We start from the raw sequence: 17,451 nt of genomic DNA, 5'->3' as shown, positions 1-17,451 counted from the left end.
CCGCCGCGCTGCGCGAGGCGGCGGGGGGCGACGATGTCGGCGGCCGGATCAGCGGGCTGGACAACGCGGGCGCCGCGGCTGGCGCGGACGTCGTGCTGGTCGCGGTGCCGTGGGAGGGGCACGCCGCACTACTCGACGCCGTGCGCGACCACCTGGTCGGCAAGATCGTCATCGACTGCGTGAACCCGCTGGGCTTCGACAAGCAGGGCCCGTTCGCGCTGCCGGTCGAGGAGGGGAGTGCCGCGCAGCAGGCGGAGAAGCTGCTGCCGGAGTCCCGCGTGACGGCGGCGTTCCACCACGTGTCGGCGGTGCACCTCGCCGACCTGTCCATCGCCGAGATGGCCACGGACGTGCTGGTGCTGGGCGACGACCGTGAGGCGACGGACCTGGTCCGCGCGCTCGCCGATGCGATCCCCGGCATGCGCGGCGTCTACGGCGGTCGGCTGCGCAACGCGCACCAGGTCGAGGCGTTCACCGCGAACCTGATCGCGATCAACCGGCGGTACAAGGCACACGCCGGAATACGGGTCACGGACGTCTAGTGGATCTTCCACCTGAGGCCGGTGGCTGGACCCGTGCGGAGCGCTCCCTCGCGCGGGCGGTCCTCGACGGCCGGACGGTGGTGGTGAACGTGCGCAAGGGCGGGCCGCACAAGAACCTGGTCCCGTGGCTGGTCGAGGCTGGCATGCTCACCTACGTCGGCCACGCGGGCGCCCGGCACTCGTGGCCGGCGTCGGACTTCGCGAACCCGTTCGTCCGCCTGCGCGACGTCGACCGCGACGAGATGGTGCGGCGGTACCGCGCGTGGCTCGCCGACCAGCCGGAGCTGCTCGACCGCGTGCGGGCGGGCGAGCTGAGCGGCCGGGCGCTGGGCTGCTGGTGCGCGCCCGCCGCCTGCCACGCGGACGTCCTGGCCGAGGAGGCCGACCGTGCTGACTGACGACCTAGGCGAGCCGGTCACGCTCGCCGCCCCGGCGCGGGCGGTGGTGAGCCTCGTCCCGTCGCTCACCGACGCGATCGAGACCAGCCGGCCCGGCCTGGTCGCGGGCGCCACCGACTACTGCACGCACCCGGCCTCGCTCGACGTCCCGCGGGTCGGCGGCTCGAAGTACCCGCGCGTGGACGACGTGCTCGCGCTGCACCCGGACCTCGTCGTGGCCAACGCCGAGGAGAACCGGCCGGACGACGTCGAGCGCATCCGCGCGGACGGTGTGCCGGTGTGGGTCACCGCCGCCGCGGCCACCGTGCCGGAGGGGCTCGGCTCGGTTCGCCGCCTGCTGACCCAGGGCCTGAACATCGCCGAGCCGGGCTGGCTCGTCGAGGCGGAGGAGCTGTGGCGCGACGTGCCCCCGGTCCGCGCCACCGCGATCGTTCCGGTGTGGCGCCGCCCGTGGGTGGTTCTCGGCCGCGACACCTTCGCCGGCGACGTGCTGCGCCGACTCGGCGTGGCGAACGCGTACGCCGAGGACCCGGACCGCTACCCGCGTCCACCCCTGGAGGCGTTGCGCGCCACGGAGTTCGACCTCGTGGTCCTGCCGGACGAGCCGTACGAGTTCACCGCCGACGACGGCCCGGAGGCCTTCCCCGGCAAGCGGTGCGTGCTCGTGTCGGGCCGCCACCTGACCTGGTGCGGCCCGTCCCTCGTCGAGGCGCACGCGGCGCTCAGTCGCGCGCTCTGAACTCGTCCGTCGCCGCCAGCAGCCCGTCCAGCACGCCGCGGTCGGTGACCGCGTGGCCGGCCTCCGGGAGCAGCAGCAGCGTCGAGTCGGGCCAGGCCTGGTGCAGCTCCCATGCCGTCACCGGCGGGCACACGGCGTCGTAGCGGCCCTGCACGATGCGGCCCGGGATGCCGGCCAGCTTGCCCGCGTCGCGGATCAGCTGGTCGGGTTCGAGCCAGCCACCGTGCACGAAGTAGTGCAGGGCGATCCGCGCGAAGGGCACCGCGAACGCCGGGTCCGCGTACGTCGCGGTCAGGCCGGGGGTTGGGGTAAGCGACACCGCCGCGCCCTCCCAGTTGCTCCACGCCGCCGCGGCCCCCGCCCGCACGATCGGGTCCGGGTCGTCGATGAGCCGGTGGTACGTGGTGAGCGGATCCGCACCGGGCGGGACCAGCGAGGTGAACGTGGCCCAGGCCTCCGGGAACAGGTTCCCCGCACCGCCCCGGTACATCCAGTCCAGCTCGCGCGCCCGCAGCAGGAACACCCCGCGCAGGATGATCTCGCTGACCCGCCCCGGGTGGCGCTGCGCGTACGCCAGCGCGAGCGTCGCGCCCCACGACCCGCCGAAGAGCTGCCAGCGGTCGATCTCCAGGTGCGACCGCAGCGCCTCCAGGTCGGCCACCAGGTGCCACGTGGTATTGGCGGACAGGTCCGCGTCCGGCGCCACGACCGGCGGCGTGCTGCGCCCGCAGCCGCGCTGGTCGAACAGCACGATCCGGTAGGCGGTGGGGTCGAACAGCCGCCGCTGCAGCGGAGTGCAGCCGCTGCCCGGCCCGCCGTGCAGGAACACCGCGGGCCTGCCGTCCGGGTTCCCGCTGACCTCCCAGCGGATCCGGTGCCCGTCGCCGACGTCGAGCATGCCCTCGGCGTGCGGTTCGACCGGCGGGTAGAGGAAGCGCATGCGCACAGTCTGGCGGCTCACTTAAGGTCGGGGTATGGCGACCGTGCAGTTCGGCAAGGAGACCTCGAAGCAGGGCGAGTTCGTGCGGCAGGCGAACCGGTTCACCGACCGGATCACCGCGGACGGCTCGTCGGGATGGCGGGCCGAGCCCGGCCGGTACCGGCTGGTCGTGAGCCTGGCCTGCCCGTGGGCGCACCGGTCGGTCATCGTGCGCCGGCTGCTCGGGCTCCAGGACGCCATCTCACTCGCGGTGGTGGACCCGATCCGCGAAAACGACACCGGCTGGCGGTTCACCCTCGACGAGGGCGGCCGCGACCCGGTGCTGGGCATCGCGTACCTGGCCGAGGCCTACCGCGCCGGCGACCCGGACTACTCCGGCCGCGTCACCGTTCCGTCCATTGTGGACATCGAGTCGGGCAGGGTGGTGACCAACGACCACCCCCGGATCACGCTCGACCTGTCCACCGAGTGGCGCGCGTTCCACCAGCCGGACGCGCCGGACCTGTACCCGGAGGCGCTGCGTGCGGAGATCGACGAGGTGGCCGAGCCGATCTTCCGCAACGTCAACAACGGCGTGTACCGCGCGGGTTTCGCCGGCAGCCAGGAGGCCCACGACGAGGCGTTCGACGCGTTGTTCGCCGAGCTGGACCGCCTCTCCGAGCGGCTGTCGACCCGCCGCTACCTGGTCGGCGACCAGCTCACCGAGGCCGACATCCGCCTGTTCACGACGCTGGTCCGCTTCGACGCCGTCTACCACGGGCACTTCAAGTGCAACCGGAACAAGCTGACCGAGCTGCCCGTGCTGTGGGCGTACGCGCGGGACCTGTTCCAGACGCCGGGTATCGGTGAGACCGTCGACTTCGACCACATCAAGCGCCACTACTACGGCACCCACCCCATGATCAACCCGACCGGCATCGTCCCGCGGGGCCCGGACCTGTCCGGCTGGCACGAGCCGCACGGTCGCGGCTAGCTGACCTCCCGGTCGCTCCGCACTGACCCTTCCTTGACCGGTCGTGGGCGGGCTGTTGGGGTCGAGGCATGACGACCAGCGAACCGCTCGCGACCGGTGAGGTACGCATCGACGCGAGCCCGGCCGAGGTGTACCGGCTCGTCAGCGACCCCACGGTCATGGTCGACTTCGCCGAGGAGGTCTACCGCGTCCGCCGCCGCGGCGGGGCCGGCCCGGCGACCGTCGGCGCGCGGTTCACCGGCACCAACCGCAACGGCTGGCGCCGGTGGACCACCACGTGCCGGGTCACCGAGGCGGAGCCCGGCCGCCGGTTCGCCTACGAGGTCGACACCCCGTTCAAGGTGCCGATCTCGCGGTGGGAGTACGACCTGCGGCCGGACGGTGCGGGCTGCCGCGTCACGGAGACGAGCTGGCTGCGCGTGCCGCGGTGGTTCGTGCCGATCGCCATCTGGATCACCGGCGAGCCGGACCGTGCCGCCGCGAACACCGCGAACATCGCGACCACCCTCGGCCGCCTCAAGGCCCACGTCGAGGTCAGAGCTCGTACGAGCCGTACGTGACCTCGCCGGCCCGCCGGTACACGCAGATCACCACGCCGGACGGCGTCGTGCGCGACTCGGCCAGCTCGAACGCCGCCGGCACCGTGCCCTCGCCGAACAGTCGCTTCCCGGTGCCCAGCACCACGGGAAAGATCATCAGTGAGAGCTCGTCGACCAGGTCGTGCTTCAGCAGCGTCTGGATGAGGTCGCCGCTGCCCATCACGTGGATCTCGCCGCCCTCCTGCTCCCGCAGCTTCGCGACCGCGCCGGGCACGTCGTCGCCGAGCAGGCTCGAGTTCTGCCACTCCACCGACTTCAGCGTGCGCGAGGCCACGTACTTCGGCAGCGCGTTGAGCGCCTGGGCCGCCGCGGCGTCATCGTGGTCGTCGGAGACGTGCGGCCAGAACCCGGCGAAGATCTCGTAGGTCTTGCGGCCGAGCAGCAGTCCCTCGATCCGCGCGAAGCCCTCGCCGATGTACGCGCCGCACTCCTCGTCGAAGAGCGGGGCCTGCCAGCCGCCGTGGGTGAAGCCGCCGTCGCGGTCCTCCTCGGGGCCGCCCGGCGCCTGCAGGACGCCGTCGAGGGTCAGGAAGCTGTCGATCACGATCTTGCTCATGGTGTCTCCTTCGATCGGGGGTTTCCTGACCGTGCGTCGGGCGGCGCGGCACCGGTTCGACATTCGGAGACAGAAAAATCGGCCGCCCGGGAAACCGGGCGGCCGACAGGTTGGTTACTCAGTGGAAGACGTGCTCGGGCGCGGGGAACTGGCGTTCCCGGACCTCGGCCGCGAACTGCTCGACCGCGCCCGACATGACGCCCGCGAGGTCCGCGTAGCGCTTGACGAACCGCGGCGCCCGGCCGCGGCGCAGGCCCATCATGTCCTGCCAGACCAGCACCTGCGCGTCGCAGTCCGGCCCCGCGCCGATGCCGATCGTGGGGATCCGCAGCTCGTGGGTGACCTGCTTCGCGACCTCGGCCGGCACCATCTCCATGACGACCGAGAACGCGCCGGCCTTCTGCAGCGCGAGCGCGTCCTCGACGAGGTCGTCGCCCGTGTCGCCGCGGCCCTGCACCCGGTAGCCGCCGAGGTTGTGCTCGCTCTGCGGGGTGAACCCGATGTGCCCCATCACCGGCACGCCGGCCGTGGTGATCGCCTTGACGTGCGGCGCGAACGCCCGCCCGCCCTCGAGCTTCACCGCGTGCGCGCGGCCCTCCTTCATCATCCGGACCGACGTGGCGAGCGCCTGCTCCGGCGAGAGCTGGTAGGACCCGAAGGGCAGGTCGGCGACGACGAGCGCGCGCTTGACCGAGCGGGTCACGGCGCGTACCAGCGGCACCAGCTCGTCCACGGTGACCGGAAGCGAGGACTCGTAGCCGTAGACGTTGTTGGACGCGGAGTCGCCAACCAGCAGCACCGGGATGCCGGCCTCATCGAACAGCTCCGCGGTGTACATGTCGTACGCGGTGAGCATGGGCCACGGCTCGCCGCGCTCCTTGAGCTCCCGCAGGTGATGGATGCGCACCCGCTTCGCCGGCTTGGGCGCGGCGCTCGGGCCGGTGCCGTACGGGGCGGTCACCTCGCCGCTCTGGCCGGTCTTCGGACCGGAGGCGGGGGTGTCTGCAGACGTCATCGTCGACCGTCCTTCCCTCGAAGCCCGCGTGCGCGGGTCCCCGGGTGTTCGTGGATGGTTACCTAGTCAGCGTCGCACCATCGCGGCTGGTACACAGCGCCGTGCGACGAGCTTCACACGGTCCCGCGACCCCGGTTCGATCGCTCTGATCGCTACTTGCCCTCGCGCCACGCGTTCGTGATCGGCAGGCGGCGGTCGCGCCCGAACGCCCTGAAGGTGATCTTGGTGCCCGGCGGGTACTGCCGCCGCTTGTACTCGGCCGCGTCGACCATCCGCAGCACCCGGTCCACCAGCTTCGGCGCGAAACCGGCCGACAGCAGGTCCGCGTAGCCGCGGTCGCCCTCCACGTAGTCGTCCAGGACGCGGTCGAGCAGCTCGTAGTCCGGCAGCGAGTCGGTGTCGACCTGTCCGGGCCGCAGCTCGGCGGACGGTGGCTTGCTGATCGAGTTCGCCGGGATCGGTGGCTTGCCGCCTTGTTCGTTGCGCCACCGGGCGAGCTCCCAGACCAGCGTCTTCGGCACGTCCTTGATCGGTGCGAACCCGCCGACCGCGTCGCCGTAGATCGTCGAGTAGCCGACCGCGAGCTCGGTCTTGTTGCCGGTCGCCAGCACCAGGTGGCCGTGCTGGTTCGACAGCCCCATCAGCGTCACGCCGCGGCAGCGGGCCTGCACGTTCTCCTCGGCGACACCGGTCAGCCCGAGCTGCGCGGTGAACGTCGCCACCATGTCGGCGATCGGCTGCACCTGGTAGGGCAGGCCGGTCCGCTCGGCCAGCTCCTGCGCGTCGGAGCGCGAGTGCGTCGAGGAGTAGGCCGACGGCATCGACACCCCGTGGACGTTCTCCGCGCCGAGCGCGTCGACCGCGAGCACCGCGCACACGGCCGAGTCGATCCCGCCGGACAGGCCGAGCACGACCGAGCGGAAGCCGTTCTTGTGCGCGTAGTCCCGCAGGCCCAGGACCAGCGCCGCCCAGACCTCGGCGAGCTCGGGCAGCGGCGCGGCCTTCTCGGGGGTCGGCAGGGGTTCGTAGCGCGGCAGCGGATCGGCGTGCAGGGTCCTGCGGGTCACGGTGAACTCGCCGACCGTGCCCTCGGTGCGCGCGGCACCTGCCGGCAGGTCCAGGTCGAGCACGGTGAGGTGCTCGACGAACCGGGGCGCACGGGTCTGCAGCGTGCCGTCCGCCGCGACGACCATCGAGTCGCCGTCGAACACGAGGTCGTCCTGCCCGCCGACCAGGTTCACGTACACCAGCGGCGCCGTGGCCTCGTCGGCGCGCCGGGCCACGAGCGGCAGCCGGACGTCGTCCTTCTCCCGTTCGTAGGGCGACGCGTTCGGTGCCACGATCAGGTCGACGCCCGCCTCGCCGAGCGCGGCGATCGGGCCGCCCTCCTGCCAGATGTCCTCGCAGATCACCATGCCGACCTCGAGGCCGTGGACGCGCAGGATGTCCAGCGTCTGGCCGGGGGTGAAGTAGCGCCGCTCGTCGAAGACGCCGTAGTTGGGCAGGTGGTGCTTGAACTGCGTGGCGACGACCCTGCCGCCATGCAGCACGGCGACCGCGTCGCGCGGGCCGGCCTCGTCGCGGTCCAGGTAGCTCACGACGCTCGCGACGTCCCCGCAGCCGGCCTCGTCGAGCTGCGCGGCGAGCGTGGTCAGTGCCTGCTTCGATCCGACCGCGAACGACTCACGCAGCGCCAGGTCCTCCACGGGGTAGCCGGTGAGCACCATCTCGGGGAAGACGACGAGGTGCGCGCCGGCGTCATGGGCGCGGCGGGTCCACGCGTCGATCAGCGCGGCGTTCCCGTCGAGGTCCCCGACGGTGGCGTTGACCTGTGCCAGCGCAATCCGAAGCTGAGCCATGCCACCATCCTCGCACAGTTTTCGCCCCCAAGTCGAAAAGCCCAACCCCGCGAGTCCAACGCTCCAGACCCGCGAGTCCAACCGTCCAGACCCGCGAGTCCAACCGTCCAGACCCGCGAGTCCAACGTTCGCGACCCGCGAGTCCAACGTTCGCGACCCGCGAGTTCAACGTTCGCGACCCGCGAGTCCAGCACCCAGATCTCGCGAGTCCCCCGCTCCCGCACGCGAGTCCCCGGTTCTCGCACGCGAGTTCCCGGTTCTCGTTCCCGAGTTCCCAACCGTGGATCCGGAGCGTTCAACACGCGGGTCCGGAATGTTGGACTCGCGGGTTCGGGGTGTTGGACTCGCGGGTTCGGAGTGTTGGACTCGCGGGTTAGCGGCGGGTGCCGCCGCGGACTTTCTTGATCACGGTGCGGACGCGCTGCAGGGCCTGCTCCGCGTCGGTGTCGAACGGGTTGTCGTGGACCATGTACGTCCACGTCGCCGACGGCCGGCGCAGGCCCTCCGCCTCCAGGTCCGCGCCCGCCGCGGTGATCTCCACCTTCTCGAGCGTCTTCGCGGCCCGCTCGGCGATCTCGTCGGCGATCTTGCGGAACTCGGGGATCGCGGTCCGGTGGAACTCGTCGATCGGGGTCTCCTTCGCGAGCGCTCGCAGGTGGATCGACTCCCGCACGTCGGCCAGGAACGCCAGGTGCTCGGTCCACCGCTCGTCGAGGTGGTAGAGCATGATCTGCCGCGCCGCCCGCTCAAGAACCTCGTCGTCGTGCGACTCCGTCAACGACTCCCAGCGCTCGCCGGTCACCGCGGCCAGCTCCGTCGACGCGAGGTCCGTACGCAGCAGCTCGTCGCGGTACTCGAGCAACACCTTGCGCTGGTGCTCGATCAGCCGGGTGTACCGCCACGTGTTGCGGTGGATCTCCAGCTGGACACCCTCGGCCACCTTCTGCGCGTGGTCGACGAACCGCTGCGTGGTGGGATCGTCGAGCCGGCCGTCGTCGTCCGGCGCGTCGCCCGCGGTGGCGTCCGGCGCGTACTGCACGACCTGGTCGTCGGCGAGCGAGGCGAACATGACCGACCCGCCCGGGTCGCCCTGCCGCCCCGACCGGCCGCGCAGCTGGTCGTCCAGCCGCGAGGACTGGTAGCGCCCGGTGCCGATCACCAGCAGCCCGCCCAGCTCCGCCACCTTGTCGTGGTCCGAGGGCGTGGCCGTGCCGCCGAGCCGGATGTCGGTACCCCGCCCGGCCATCTGCGTGGACACCGTGACCGCTCCGTGCGCGCCGGCCTCGGCCACGATCGCGGCCTCCTGCGCGTCGTTCTTCGCGTTGAGCACGACGCACTGCACGTCCGCCTCCGCGAGCATCTTCGCGAGCCGCTCCGACTCGGCCACGTCCCGCGTGCCGATCAGGATCGGCCGCCCGGCGGCATGCGTCTCGGCGATCTCCGCGACGATCGCCTTCTCCTTGTTCTCGACCGTGTCGTAGAGCCGGTCCGCCTCGTCCTCGCGGACGCAGGGCTTGTTCGGCGGGATCACCGCGACCCGCAGCTCGTAGAACTCGCGCAGCTGCTCGGCGACCGCCGATGCGGTGCCGGTCATTCCGCACACGGTCCGGTAGCGGCTGATCAGGCCCTGCACGCTGATCGAGTCGAGCACCTCGCCGCTCTCCGTCGGCCGCAGCCGCTCCTTGGCCTCGACCGCCGCCTGCAACCCGTCGGGCCAGCGCTGGCGCAGCGCGATCCGGCCGCGCGAGGAGTTGATCAGGTGGACCTTGCCGTCCCGGACGATGTAGTCGACGTCGCGCTCCAGCAGCGCGTGGGCGTGCAGCGCGGCGTTCACCGCGGCGAGCCGGTCGCTGTGCTCGCCGGAGTACAGGTCGACCCCACCGAGCGCCTTCTCCACCATCTTGGCCCCGCGCGTGGTCAGCCAGGCGTTGCGGCCGTCCTCGTCGCGCTCGTAGTGCGCACCGGGCCGCAGCGTGCGGACGATCTTGGCGACCTCCGGGTCGGTCTGCGCGTCGTCCGACGAGCCGGCGAGCACCAGCGGGACCTTCGCCTCGTCGATGAGCACCGAGTCCGCCTCGTCGACCAGCACCACGTCCGGCTCGCGGCCGACCATGTCGGCGGGTTCGGTGCACAGCCGGTCGCGCAGCACGTCGAAGCCGATCTCGCTGACCGAGCCGTACGTGACGTCCGCCGAGTACGCCGCGCATCGCTCCTCCGGCGTGGACGTCTGGCCGACCCACGCGACCGTGACGCCGAGCAGTTCGTAGACCGGGCCCATCCACTCCGCGTCGCGCCGGGCCAGGTAGTCGTTCACCGACATCACGTGCACCGGCCGGCCCTGGATGGCGTACCCCGCGGCGGCCAGCGCGCCCGCGAGCGTCTTGCCCTCACCGGTGGCCATCTGCACGACGTGCCCGGCGAGCAGCTCCATCGTGCCGAGCAGCTGCACGTCGTAGGGCCGCTCGTCGAGCGCGCGCCGCGCCGCCTCACGGCCGAGCGCAGACAGTTCGGCCAGCTCCTTCTCGCCGAAGGAGTCCGCGTCGCGCAGCCTCGCGGCGGCCTCGGTGAGCTCGGCATCGTCGAGCTTCTCGATCTTGGCCTCGCGCCACTCGACGGACTTGAGCAGCTCCTTGTAACGGGAGATGTCGACGGTGGCCGGACGATCCATGAACCGGCTGAACCGGTTCTTGACCCGTCGCATGAACGCCGCCACCCGACGCTCACCTCCTCGCTTCTGTCGTTCGCCGTCCTGCACGGTAACGGTGGAACCGGTCTGATTGGTTCCAGCCAACCCAACAGCCTATTCACACCCCGATGGGAGGATCGGCCCGTGACCCGATCGCGTCAGCTCGCCGCCGTACTCATGCTCGCCGCCCTGGCGAGCGGATGCACGTCGACGGTCGGCGGGTCATCCGGGCCGAGACTTCCGTTCGACGAGACGAACGGGCCGGCCGGGGAGGTGCCCGACGGCCTGGACGGGTTCTACGGCCAGCAGCTGACCTGGGAAGGCTGCACGGACTACGCCACCGGCGAGTTCGACGCCGAGCAGCTGTCCGACCCGGCCGTGCAGTGCACCCACCTGACGGTTCCGCTGAAGTACGCAGATCCCACCGGCGAGACGATCCGCATCGGCGTGCTGCGCAAACCGGCCACCTCGCGGGCGGACCGGATCGGGTCGCTGCTGGTGAACCCGGGTGGCCCCGGGGTGGCCGGCCTGTCGACCGCGGCCTCGGTGGCCAAGGCGAACGACGATCTCGCGGCCCGGTTCGACTTCGTCGGCTTCGACCCGCGCGGCGTGGGCTCGAGCGAGCCGACCGTCGAGTGCCTCACCGACGAGGAGACCGACGCGGAGCGCGCCGACGACAGCGAGCTGGACACGTCGCCGGAGGGGATCCGGGACACCGAGGCGCAGGCGAGGGACTACGCGGCGAAGTGCGCGTCGCGGACCGGGCACGGCAAGGAGATGCTCGCCAACATCGGCACGCGGGATGTCGTGAAGGACCTGGACGTGCTGCGCTCGGCGCTGGGCGACGACAAGCTCAGCTATGTCGGGTTCTCCTACGGGACCCGGATCGGGAGCGCGTACGCCGAGGCGTTTCCGGAGAACGTGCGAGCCCTGGTCCTCGACGGGGCCGTCGACCCCACGCAGGACCAGATCGACTCGACGGTCGCGCAGGGGGCCGGTTTCCAGAAGGCGTTCGGTGACTTCGTGGCATGGTGCGTCGATCGCGAGGACTGCGCCCTCGGCCGGGACGCGAACGCCGCGCTGGGCACCTTCCAGGACCTGATCCGCCCGCTGGCGGACCGCCCGGTCGACGTCGACGGCCGCCCGCTGTCGTTCGAGGACGCGACGACCGGGGTGGTCCAGGCGCTGTACTCCCAGCAGCTGTGGGAGAACCTGAACACGGGCCTGAACGAGCTGCGCCAGCAGGAGGGCCGGATGCTGATGTTCCTGGCGGACCTGTATCTGGAACGCGGTCGGGACGGGGAGTACACGACCACCCAGGACGCCTTCACCGCGATCCACTGCGTCGACGACCCCCGGGTGACCGACCCGAACGTGATCAAGGACCTGAACACCCGCTACAAGAGGGCGGCCCCGTTCCTCGACGACGGCAACCCACCCGGCACCGCCCGCGACGCGTGCGCGTTCTGGCCCGTCCCGCCGACGAGCGCGCCACACGTGCCGAAGGTCGAGGGCCTGCCCCCGGTCCTGGTCATCTCGACGACGAACGACCCGGCCACCCCGTACCAGGCGGGTGTCGCGCTGGCGAAGGCGTTGCAGGGCGGCCTGCTGACCTACGAGGCCACCCAGCACACGGTGTTCCTGCAGGGCAACGGTTGCGTGGACAAGGCAGGCGCCACGTACCTCATCGAAGGCAAGCTTCCCGCTGAAGGAACCCGCTGCAAGCCCTGACCCCGGGCTAGCTCGCACGCGCGACCGCGCGCCCGACCAAACCGCCCCGCTCACGCCAACCGTCCGCGCGCAGGCGAAATGTCCCCGCGCGCAAGCGAAAAACGTCCCGCGCACGCGCGCGCGTGCAGAACCGGACTCTCGAAAGCCCCACCCTCACCGGGGGCCACCCTCGACGCCAGTCTACCGGCGAACACTGACAAAACCGGGGTCGCGGGCTCGCCTGTGGACAACCTGGACCACTGTGGACAACCCGCGGAGCAACGGAATCAGTCGCGGAGCAAGGGAGTTAGTCGCGGCGCCGGCCGGTGACGAACAGCGCCAGCACCGCGCCGCCCACGCAGACGAACGCCGTGATCAGGAAGATCTCCGTGTACTGGGTCAGCAGCGCCGAGTTCACCGCAGCCCGGTACGCGGTCATCTCCCGCTCCACCTCCTGCGGCGACTTGCCGAACGGCAGCGGCGTGTTCAGGGTCGCGGTCAGCGTGTGGAACCGGTGCAGGCCCCACGCCGCCAGTGCCGCCACGCCGATCAGCATCCCGGTCATCCGCGCCACCACCACGCCGGCCGCCGCCACGCCGTGCTGCGACGCCGGCACGACGCGCAGCGCGGCCGACGACAGCGGCGCGATCACCAGGCCCAGCCCGAGTCCGGTCACCGCGAGGTCCACGTCGAGCCGGGGGAGCGACACGAACCCCAGCGAGTGCCGCGCCGACAGCACCTCCACCGGCCAGCCCGAGATCAGCAGGAACCCCAGCGCCGCGACGAGCAGACCCAGCACGGCCGGCCACCGGTCGCCGAACCGGCTCGCCAGCCAGCCGCCGGCCAGCGCGCCGACGGGCAGCGCGACGAGGAACCGCACCAGCAGCAGCACGCTGCCCTGGTCGTCGCGCCCGAGCAGCGTCTGCCCGAACAGGTCGATGTTCACCAGCGTCACCATCAGTGCCGCGCCCGCCGCGAGGCTCGCCCCGAGGCACGCGAGGAACGGCCGCATCGACACCCCGCGCGTGTCGATCAGCCGCGTCCGCGCGCGGTACTCCCACACCACGAAGCCGGCCAGGAAGACAAGTGCGCCGACGAGCAGCGGCACGCCCCATGGCGGCAGCACGGTCTCGCGCGGCGACGGGTTGTACAGCCCCACCACCGCGAGTGCCAGGCACCCGGCCAGCAGCGCCGCGCCGACGACATCCACCGGGGACCGGACCACCCGCCGCGTCGGCACCGTGAAGTGCACGGCCACCATCGCCAGCAGCGCGAGTGGCACGTTCACCCAGAACACCCCGCGCCACCCCGCGACCGCGGCGATCGCTATCCCGTACAAAGGCCCGAGCACCGAGCCGAGCTCCTGCGCCGCGCCGACCGCCCCCAGCACCGCCGACCGCCGGTGCGCCGCCCACAGGTCCGCCACCAGCGCCATCGTCACCGGCAGCAGCGCGCCACTGGCCACGCCCTGGATCACCCGGCCGGCCACCAGCAGGAACAGGTCCCCGGACATGGCGGTGACCACCGAGCCCACCAGGAACCCGCCGAGGCACACCTGCAGGAGCACCTTGCGGCCGAACCGGTCCGACGCCTGGCCGAGCAGCGGCATCGCCGCCACATAGCCGAGCAGGTACCCGGTGACCACCGGCGTGATCCGCTCCAGCCGGTTCACCGGGATCCGCAGGTCGTCGATGATCTGCCGGAACACGCTGACGACGACGTACGTGTCCAGCGCGCCGAGCAGCACGGCGAGCCCACCCGCCCCGATGGCGATGGCCCGCCCGCGCCCGACGGGCGCCTCGACCGACGTCACTGTGGCGCGGTGATCTCGACCGGCTTGTCCACATCGGACAGAGTGACGTCCACAGTGGGCGATCCCTCCGCTGGCACCGCCACGCTCGCCTTCACGGGCTGGTGGTCGCCGTCCTGCCGCAGCCAGAACGTGATGTCCACATCGGAGTCGACGCCCGGCACGAGATCCGCGATGACGTCCCGGCTGGCCTTGCCCTTCACCCGGTAGGTGGGCACGCCGTCGAGGTCCTCGGCGGCCTCGGTGTTCGGGGCCTGCACGTTGGACAGCACGTTCGCGATGCCGCGGCTCGGGTCGAGGATGGCGGCCGGGTCGTACAGGTTCGCGATCAACGCGGCCGGGAGCTCCTGGTAGCCGCCCGTCGGGCCCTTGACGTAGGCCTTGTCGTCGACGATCACGAACTCGCCCTCGAACAGGCTGCCGAACAACATCATCTTCACCGAGCCCTGCGCAGCGCCGGCGTCGCCGCCCTCCCGGGTCAGGTCGCCCTCGGCGCTCTGCACGTCCAGCCCCGGCACCGTGCCGTTGACCGCGAGCGTGAAGTGGGCGCTGCGGATGTCCGCCGCCGACTTCGCGGCGTCGTCGAGGAGCCCGGCGGCGTCCGGTAACGAGCCGCCGTCCGCACCGCCCTCGTCCGAGGTGCAGGCGGAGAGGACCGTCGCGAGGAACGCGAGCAGGGCGACCAGGAACCGGCGCATGACCATGCCGCGCATCGTAGAACCGTGAAGCTGAGAGCGGTTCAGCCTTGGCCGAATCGCAGCCTGCCCGCCACCGCGCTCGCCCGGAACGTTCTCCGGTACGCCAGCGGTGAGACACCGTGAGCGGCCCGCATGTGCTGGCGCAGCGAGGCCCCCGTGCCGAGGCCGGACCGCGCCGCGACCGCGTCCACCGTGAGGTCGGTCGACTCGAGCAGGTGCATCGCGTGCCGCACCCGCTGCTGGGTCAACCAGCCGCCCGGCGCCTGGCCGGTCTCCGCGCGGAACCGCCGGGAGAACGTGCGCACGCTCATCCGCGCGTGGGCCGCGAGCGTGGCGAGGTCCAGCGGCTCGTCGAGCCGGCGCAGCGCCCAGGCCCTGGTCGGGGCCGTCCCGTCGGCTCGCCCGTCACCTCTGTTCTCGGGCACGTGCCGGTCGATGAACTGCGACTGGCCACCCTCCCGCCACGGTGGCACCACGCAGTAGCGGGCCGCCCGGTTGGCCACCTCGCTGCCGTGGTCGGTGCGCACGACGTGCAGGCACAGGTCGACGCCCGCACCGAGGCCGGCCGAGGTCAGCATGTCGCCGTCGTCCACGAACAGCACGCGGCGCACGACCACGGCATGCCGCACACGACCGCCGCGTCGCTGCTCGCGCTGATCGGGATCTTCGACGTGGCCGGCCAGATCCTCTCCGGCTGGCTGACCGACCGGGTCGACCCGCGGCTGCTGCTCGGCGGCTACTACACGCTGCGCGGCCTGTCGCTGATGATCCTGCCCGCGCTGTTCGCGCCGGACACCCAGCCGAGCATGTGGGTGTTCGTCGTGTTCTACGGCCTAGACTGGATCGCGACCGTGCCACCCACGGTTGCCTTGTGCTGCAACAGGTTTGGTGTCAACGGGCCGGTCGTGTTCGGCTGGGTGTTCGCCGCGCGCACCAGGTCGGCGCCGCTCTGGCCGCGGTCGCCGCGGGCGCGGTTCGGGACGTGCGGGGGAGCTACGACCTCGCGTGGGTCGTCGCCGGCGGGCTGTGCGTCGCGGCGGCGCTGCTGTCGCTCGCCATACGCCCGATCCGGGATCCGAGCCGCGCCGAAACACGGCGTTAACACGGCCTACCTAGGCTTTCGGCATGGATCGTCAGCAGGAGTTCGTCCTCCGCACCCTCGAGGAGCGCGACATCCGCTTCGTGCGCCTCTGGTTCACCGATGTCCTGGGCTTTCTCAAGTCGGTGGCGGTGGCCCCGGCCGAGCTCGAGGGCGCGTTCGCCGAGGGCATCGGCTTCGACGGCTCCGCGATCGAGGGCTTCGCCCGCGTCTACGAGTCGGACATGGTCGCCCGGCCCGACCCGGCGACGTTCCAGGTGCTGCCGTGGGAGAACCCCGAGGGCCACCACTACGCGGCGCGGATGTTCTGCGACATCGCGATGCCGGACGGCTCGCCGTCGTGGGCCGACCCGAGGCACGTCCTGCGGCGCACGCTCGCCAAGGCCGGCGAGGCCGGGTTCACCTGCTACGTGCACCCCGAGATCGAGTTCTTCCTGCTGTCGGAGATGTTCGAGGACGGCCGCGAGCCGGTCCCGGCCGACAACGGCGGGTACTTCGACCAGGCCAGCCACGCCACGGCCACGCACTTCCGCCGGCACGCCATCGAGACACTCGAGGCGATGGGCATCTCCGTGGAGTTCAGCCACCACGAGGGCGCCCCCGGCCAGCAGGAGATCGACCTGCGCTACGCCGACGCGCTGACCATGGCCGACAACGTGATGACGTTCCGGTACGTGGTCAAGGAGGTGGCGCTGACCCAGGGCGTACGGGCCTCGTTCATGCCCAAGCCCTTCTCCGGCCAGCCCGGATCGGGCATGCACACGCACGTCAGCCTGTTCGAGGGCGACCGGAACGCCTTCTACGAGGGCGAGGACCCGTACGAGCTGTCGGCGACCGGCAAGGCGTTCGTCGCGGGGCTGCTGCGGCACGCGCGGGAGATCTCGGCCGTCACCAACCAGTGGGTCAACTCGTACAAACGCCTGATCGTTGGCGGAGAAGCCCCGTCCGCGGTGTGCTGGGGTCACGCGAACCGGTCCGCGCTGGTTCGGGTTCCCATGTATTCACCGGGAAAGGCGTCCTCCCGCCGCGTGGAGATCCGGAGCCTGGATTCGGCCTGTAATCCTTACCTGGCATACGCGGTCATCCTCGCCGCCGGCCTCAAGGGTGTGCGTGAGGAGTACGAGCTGCCGCCGGCCGCCGAGGACGACGTGTGGTCACTCACCGACGCGGAGCGACGCGCGGCCGGGTACGCGCATCTGCCGCAGAACCTGGGCGAGGCACTCGCGGAGATGGAGAACTCGGAGTTGCTGGCCGAAACGCTCGGTGAGCACGTCTTCGACTTCTTTCTCCGGAACAAGCGCAACGAGTGGGACGCCTACCGGCGCTCGGTGACGCCGTACGAGCTCCGGACGCTGCTCCCGATCTTGTAGGACAGGCCGCTGACCAGCCGATTTGACTTTGTGTGCGGCCGGTCGCTAACTTTTCTCACGTCGCACCGCACGGCGGACGGGCCCGGAAGTAGCGAGCCAGACCCGGACGACGTGAACCGTCAGGTCCCTGATACACTTTAGGGGCTGGCAACGAGCTGGGCCGAGCGAGTTGACATCGCGCACCGGACCAGATAGCGTGTTGCGGCGCAGCGATCCGGTTCTCCTCCCAAGCGAGACCCTTTCGGTCTCCCAAGCAGGGAGTGGCGGATCCAGCCAAGCAGGAAACCAAGCAGACGTCCCTTTTGATCGAGTCGCGGTCATGCGGTTCGTGATGGGTGTGCGTGTGTTGTTTGAGAACTCAACAGTGTGTCGATTGATGCTAGTGAGCTTGTGCCTGGCCTTTTGGTTGGGTGTTGCTGGGGTTTTTTCTCTTTGATGCATTATTGGAGAGTTTGAT

General features: G+C 71.2%; 14 protein-coding genes and 2 pseudogenes. 8 read left to right on the top strand and 8 right to left on the bottom strand.

Annotation, left to right across the window (positions count from 1 at the left end):
• From npdG to ACRDTB_RS31495, 3 genes are all read left to right on the top strand, one after another.
• The coding region (gene npdG, locus ACRDTB_RS31505) for an NADPH-dependent F420 reductase (RefSeq protein ID WP_431435832.1) at positions 1-542 on the top strand (542 nt) is incomplete at its 5' end.
• Complete coding sequence (locus ACRDTB_RS31500) at positions 542-940, top strand: DUF4326 domain-containing protein (RefSeq protein WP_431435831.1); 399 nt, start codon at positions 542-544, stop codon at positions 938-940. The genes npdG and ACRDTB_RS31500, both read left to right, overlap by 1 nt.
• On the top strand, positions 933-1,679 hold the full coding sequence (locus ACRDTB_RS31495; RefSeq protein WP_431435837.1) for a helical backbone metal receptor: 747 nt from the start codon (positions 933-935) through the stop codon (positions 1,677-1,679). Before ACRDTB_RS31500 ends, ACRDTB_RS31495 begins: the two co-directional genes overlap by 8 nt.
• Here ACRDTB_RS31495 and pip read toward each other — a convergent pair.
• Positions 1,663-2,619 carry a prolyl aminopeptidase gene (pip, locus tag ACRDTB_RS31490; protein WP_431435830.1) on the bottom strand — a complete coding sequence of 319 codons (957 nt, stop codon included), beginning with the start codon at positions 2,617-2,619 and terminating at the stop codon, positions 1,663-1,665. The two genes, ACRDTB_RS31495 and pip, sit on opposite strands and share 17 nt — an antisense overlap.
• A gap of 34 nt (positions 2,620-2,653) precedes the next feature.
• Here pip and ACRDTB_RS31485 point away from each other — a divergent pair, with 34 nt between their 5' ends.
• Positions 2,654-3,592 carry a glutathione S-transferase family protein gene (locus ACRDTB_RS31485; protein WP_431435829.1) on the top strand — a complete coding sequence of 313 codons (939 nt, stop codon included), beginning with the start codon at positions 2,654-2,656 and terminating at the stop codon, positions 3,590-3,592.
• 68 nt (positions 3,593-3,660) lie between these two features.
• Positions 3,661-4,152, top strand: a complete 492-nt coding sequence (locus tag ACRDTB_RS31480; protein ID WP_431435828.1) for an SRPBCC family protein — start codon at positions 3,661-3,663, stop codon at positions 4,150-4,152.
• Here the strand turns inward: ACRDTB_RS31480 and ACRDTB_RS31475 are convergent.
• The 4 genes from ACRDTB_RS31475 to secA2 form a co-directional block, all read right to left on the bottom strand.
• Positions 4,127-4,747, bottom strand: coding sequence for a dihydrofolate reductase family protein (locus ACRDTB_RS31475; protein WP_431435827.1), 621 nt, complete (start codon positions 4,745-4,747; stop codon positions 4,127-4,129). The genes ACRDTB_RS31480 and ACRDTB_RS31475 overlap by 26 nt on opposite strands.
• A 118-nt stretch (positions 4,748-4,865) precedes the next feature.
• Positions 4,866-5,762, bottom strand: coding sequence for a 3-methyl-2-oxobutanoate hydroxymethyltransferase (gene panB, locus ACRDTB_RS31470; protein ID WP_431435826.1), 897 nt, complete (start codon positions 5,760-5,762; stop codon positions 4,866-4,868).
• 152 nt (positions 5,763-5,914) lie between these two features.
• The gene (locus tag ACRDTB_RS31465) at positions 5,915-7,621 is read right to left on the bottom strand and encodes an NAD+ synthase (protein ID WP_431435825.1); all 1,707 of its coding nucleotides are present in this window, start codon (positions 7,619-7,621) and stop codon (positions 5,915-5,917) included.
• Positions 7,622-7,994: 373 nt separating this feature from the next.
• A complete protein-coding gene (secA2, locus tag ACRDTB_RS31460; RefSeq protein WP_431435836.1) occupies positions 7,995-10,322 on the bottom strand; it encodes an accessory Sec system translocase SecA2 in 2,328 nt (775 codons plus the stop codon).
• A gap of 162 nt (positions 10,323-10,484) precedes the next feature.
• Here secA2 and ACRDTB_RS31455 point away from each other — a divergent pair, with 162 nt between their 5' ends.
• Entirely contained in the window at positions 10,485-12,038 is a 1,554-nt protein-coding gene (locus tag ACRDTB_RS31455; RefSeq protein WP_431435834.1) for an alpha/beta hydrolase, read from the top strand.
• 286 nt (positions 12,039-12,324) lie between these two features.
• Here ACRDTB_RS31455 and ACRDTB_RS31450 read toward each other — a convergent pair whose 3' ends face one another.
• From ACRDTB_RS31450 to ACRDTB_RS31440, 3 genes and pseudogenes are all read right to left on the bottom strand, one after another.
• The gene (locus tag ACRDTB_RS31450) at positions 12,325-13,830 is read right to left on the bottom strand and encodes an MFS transporter (protein WP_431435824.1); all 1,506 of its coding nucleotides are present in this window, start codon (positions 13,828-13,830) and stop codon (positions 12,325-12,327) included.
• Positions 13,827-14,540, bottom strand: a complete 714-nt coding sequence (locus tag ACRDTB_RS31445) for an LppX_LprAFG lipoprotein (protein WP_431435823.1) — start codon at positions 14,538-14,540, stop codon at positions 13,827-13,829. Before ACRDTB_RS31445 ends, ACRDTB_RS31450 begins: the two co-directional genes overlap by 4 nt.
• 26 nt (positions 14,541-14,566) lie before the next feature.
• Positions 14,567-15,127: pseudogene (locus ACRDTB_RS31440) on the bottom strand (GlxA family transcriptional regulator); the annotation flags it as partial.
• On the opposite strand from ACRDTB_RS31440, the pseudogene ACRDTB_RS31435 reads away from it, so the two are divergent.
• Together ACRDTB_RS31435 and glnA are read left to right on the top strand one after the other, a co-directional pair.
• Positions 15,116-15,627: pseudogene (locus tag ACRDTB_RS31435) on the top strand (MFS transporter); the annotation flags it as partial. The pseudogenes ACRDTB_RS31440 and ACRDTB_RS31435 sit on opposite strands and share 12 nt — an antisense overlap.
• Positions 15,628-15,650: 23 nt before the next feature.
• A complete protein-coding gene (glnA, locus tag ACRDTB_RS31430; RefSeq protein ID WP_431435822.1) occupies positions 15,651-16,994 on the top strand; it encodes a type I glutamate--ammonia ligase in 1,344 nt (447 codons plus the stop codon).
• Positions 16,995-17,451: the final 457 nt, after the last annotated feature.

It is taken from the genome of Actinophytocola sp. (assembly GCF_050699935.1).
Classification (GTDB): Bacteria; Actinomycetota; Actinomycetes; order Mycobacteriales; family Pseudonocardiaceae; genus Actinophytocola.
The sequence above is the reverse complement of the archived record's forward strand: the minus strand, read 5'-3'. Positions and strand labels throughout refer to the sequence as shown.

Coding starts and splice junctions, on each gene's coding strand:
- pip (WP_431435830.1), bottom strand. CDS start 2,619: ATGCGCTTCCTCTACCCGCCGGTCGAACCGCACGCCGAGGGCATGCTC.
- ACRDTB_RS31485 (WP_431435829.1), top strand. CDS start 2,654: ATGGCGACCGTGCAGTTCGGCAAGGAGACCTCGAAGCAGGGCGAGTTC.
- ACRDTB_RS31480 (WP_431435828.1), top strand. CDS start 3,661: ATGACGACCAGCGAACCGCTCGCGACCGGTGAGGTACGCATCGACGCG.
- ACRDTB_RS31475 (WP_431435827.1), bottom strand. CDS start 4,747: ATGAGCAAGATCGTGATCGACAGCTTCCTGACCCTCGACGGCGTCCTG.
- panB (WP_431435826.1), bottom strand. CDS start 5,762: ATGACGTCTGCAGACACCCCCGCCTCCGGTCCGAAGACCGGCCAGAGC.
- ACRDTB_RS31465 (WP_431435825.1), bottom strand. CDS start 7,621: ATGGCTCAGCTTCGGATTGCGCTGGCACAGGTCAACGCCACCGTCGGG.
- secA2 (WP_431435836.1), bottom strand. CDS start 10,322: ATGCGACGGGTCAAGAACCGGTTCAGCCGGTTCATGGATCGTCCGGCC.
- ACRDTB_RS31455 (WP_431435834.1), top strand. CDS start 10,485: ATGCTCGCCGCCCTGGCGAGCGGATGCACGTCGACGGTCGGCGGGTCA.
- ACRDTB_RS31445 (WP_431435823.1), bottom strand. CDS start 14,540: ATGCGCGGCATGGTCATGCGCCGGTTCCTGGTCGCCCTGCTCGCGTTC.
- glnA (WP_431435822.1), top strand. CDS start 15,651: ATGGATCGTCAGCAGGAGTTCGTCCTCCGCACCCTCGAGGAGCGCGAC.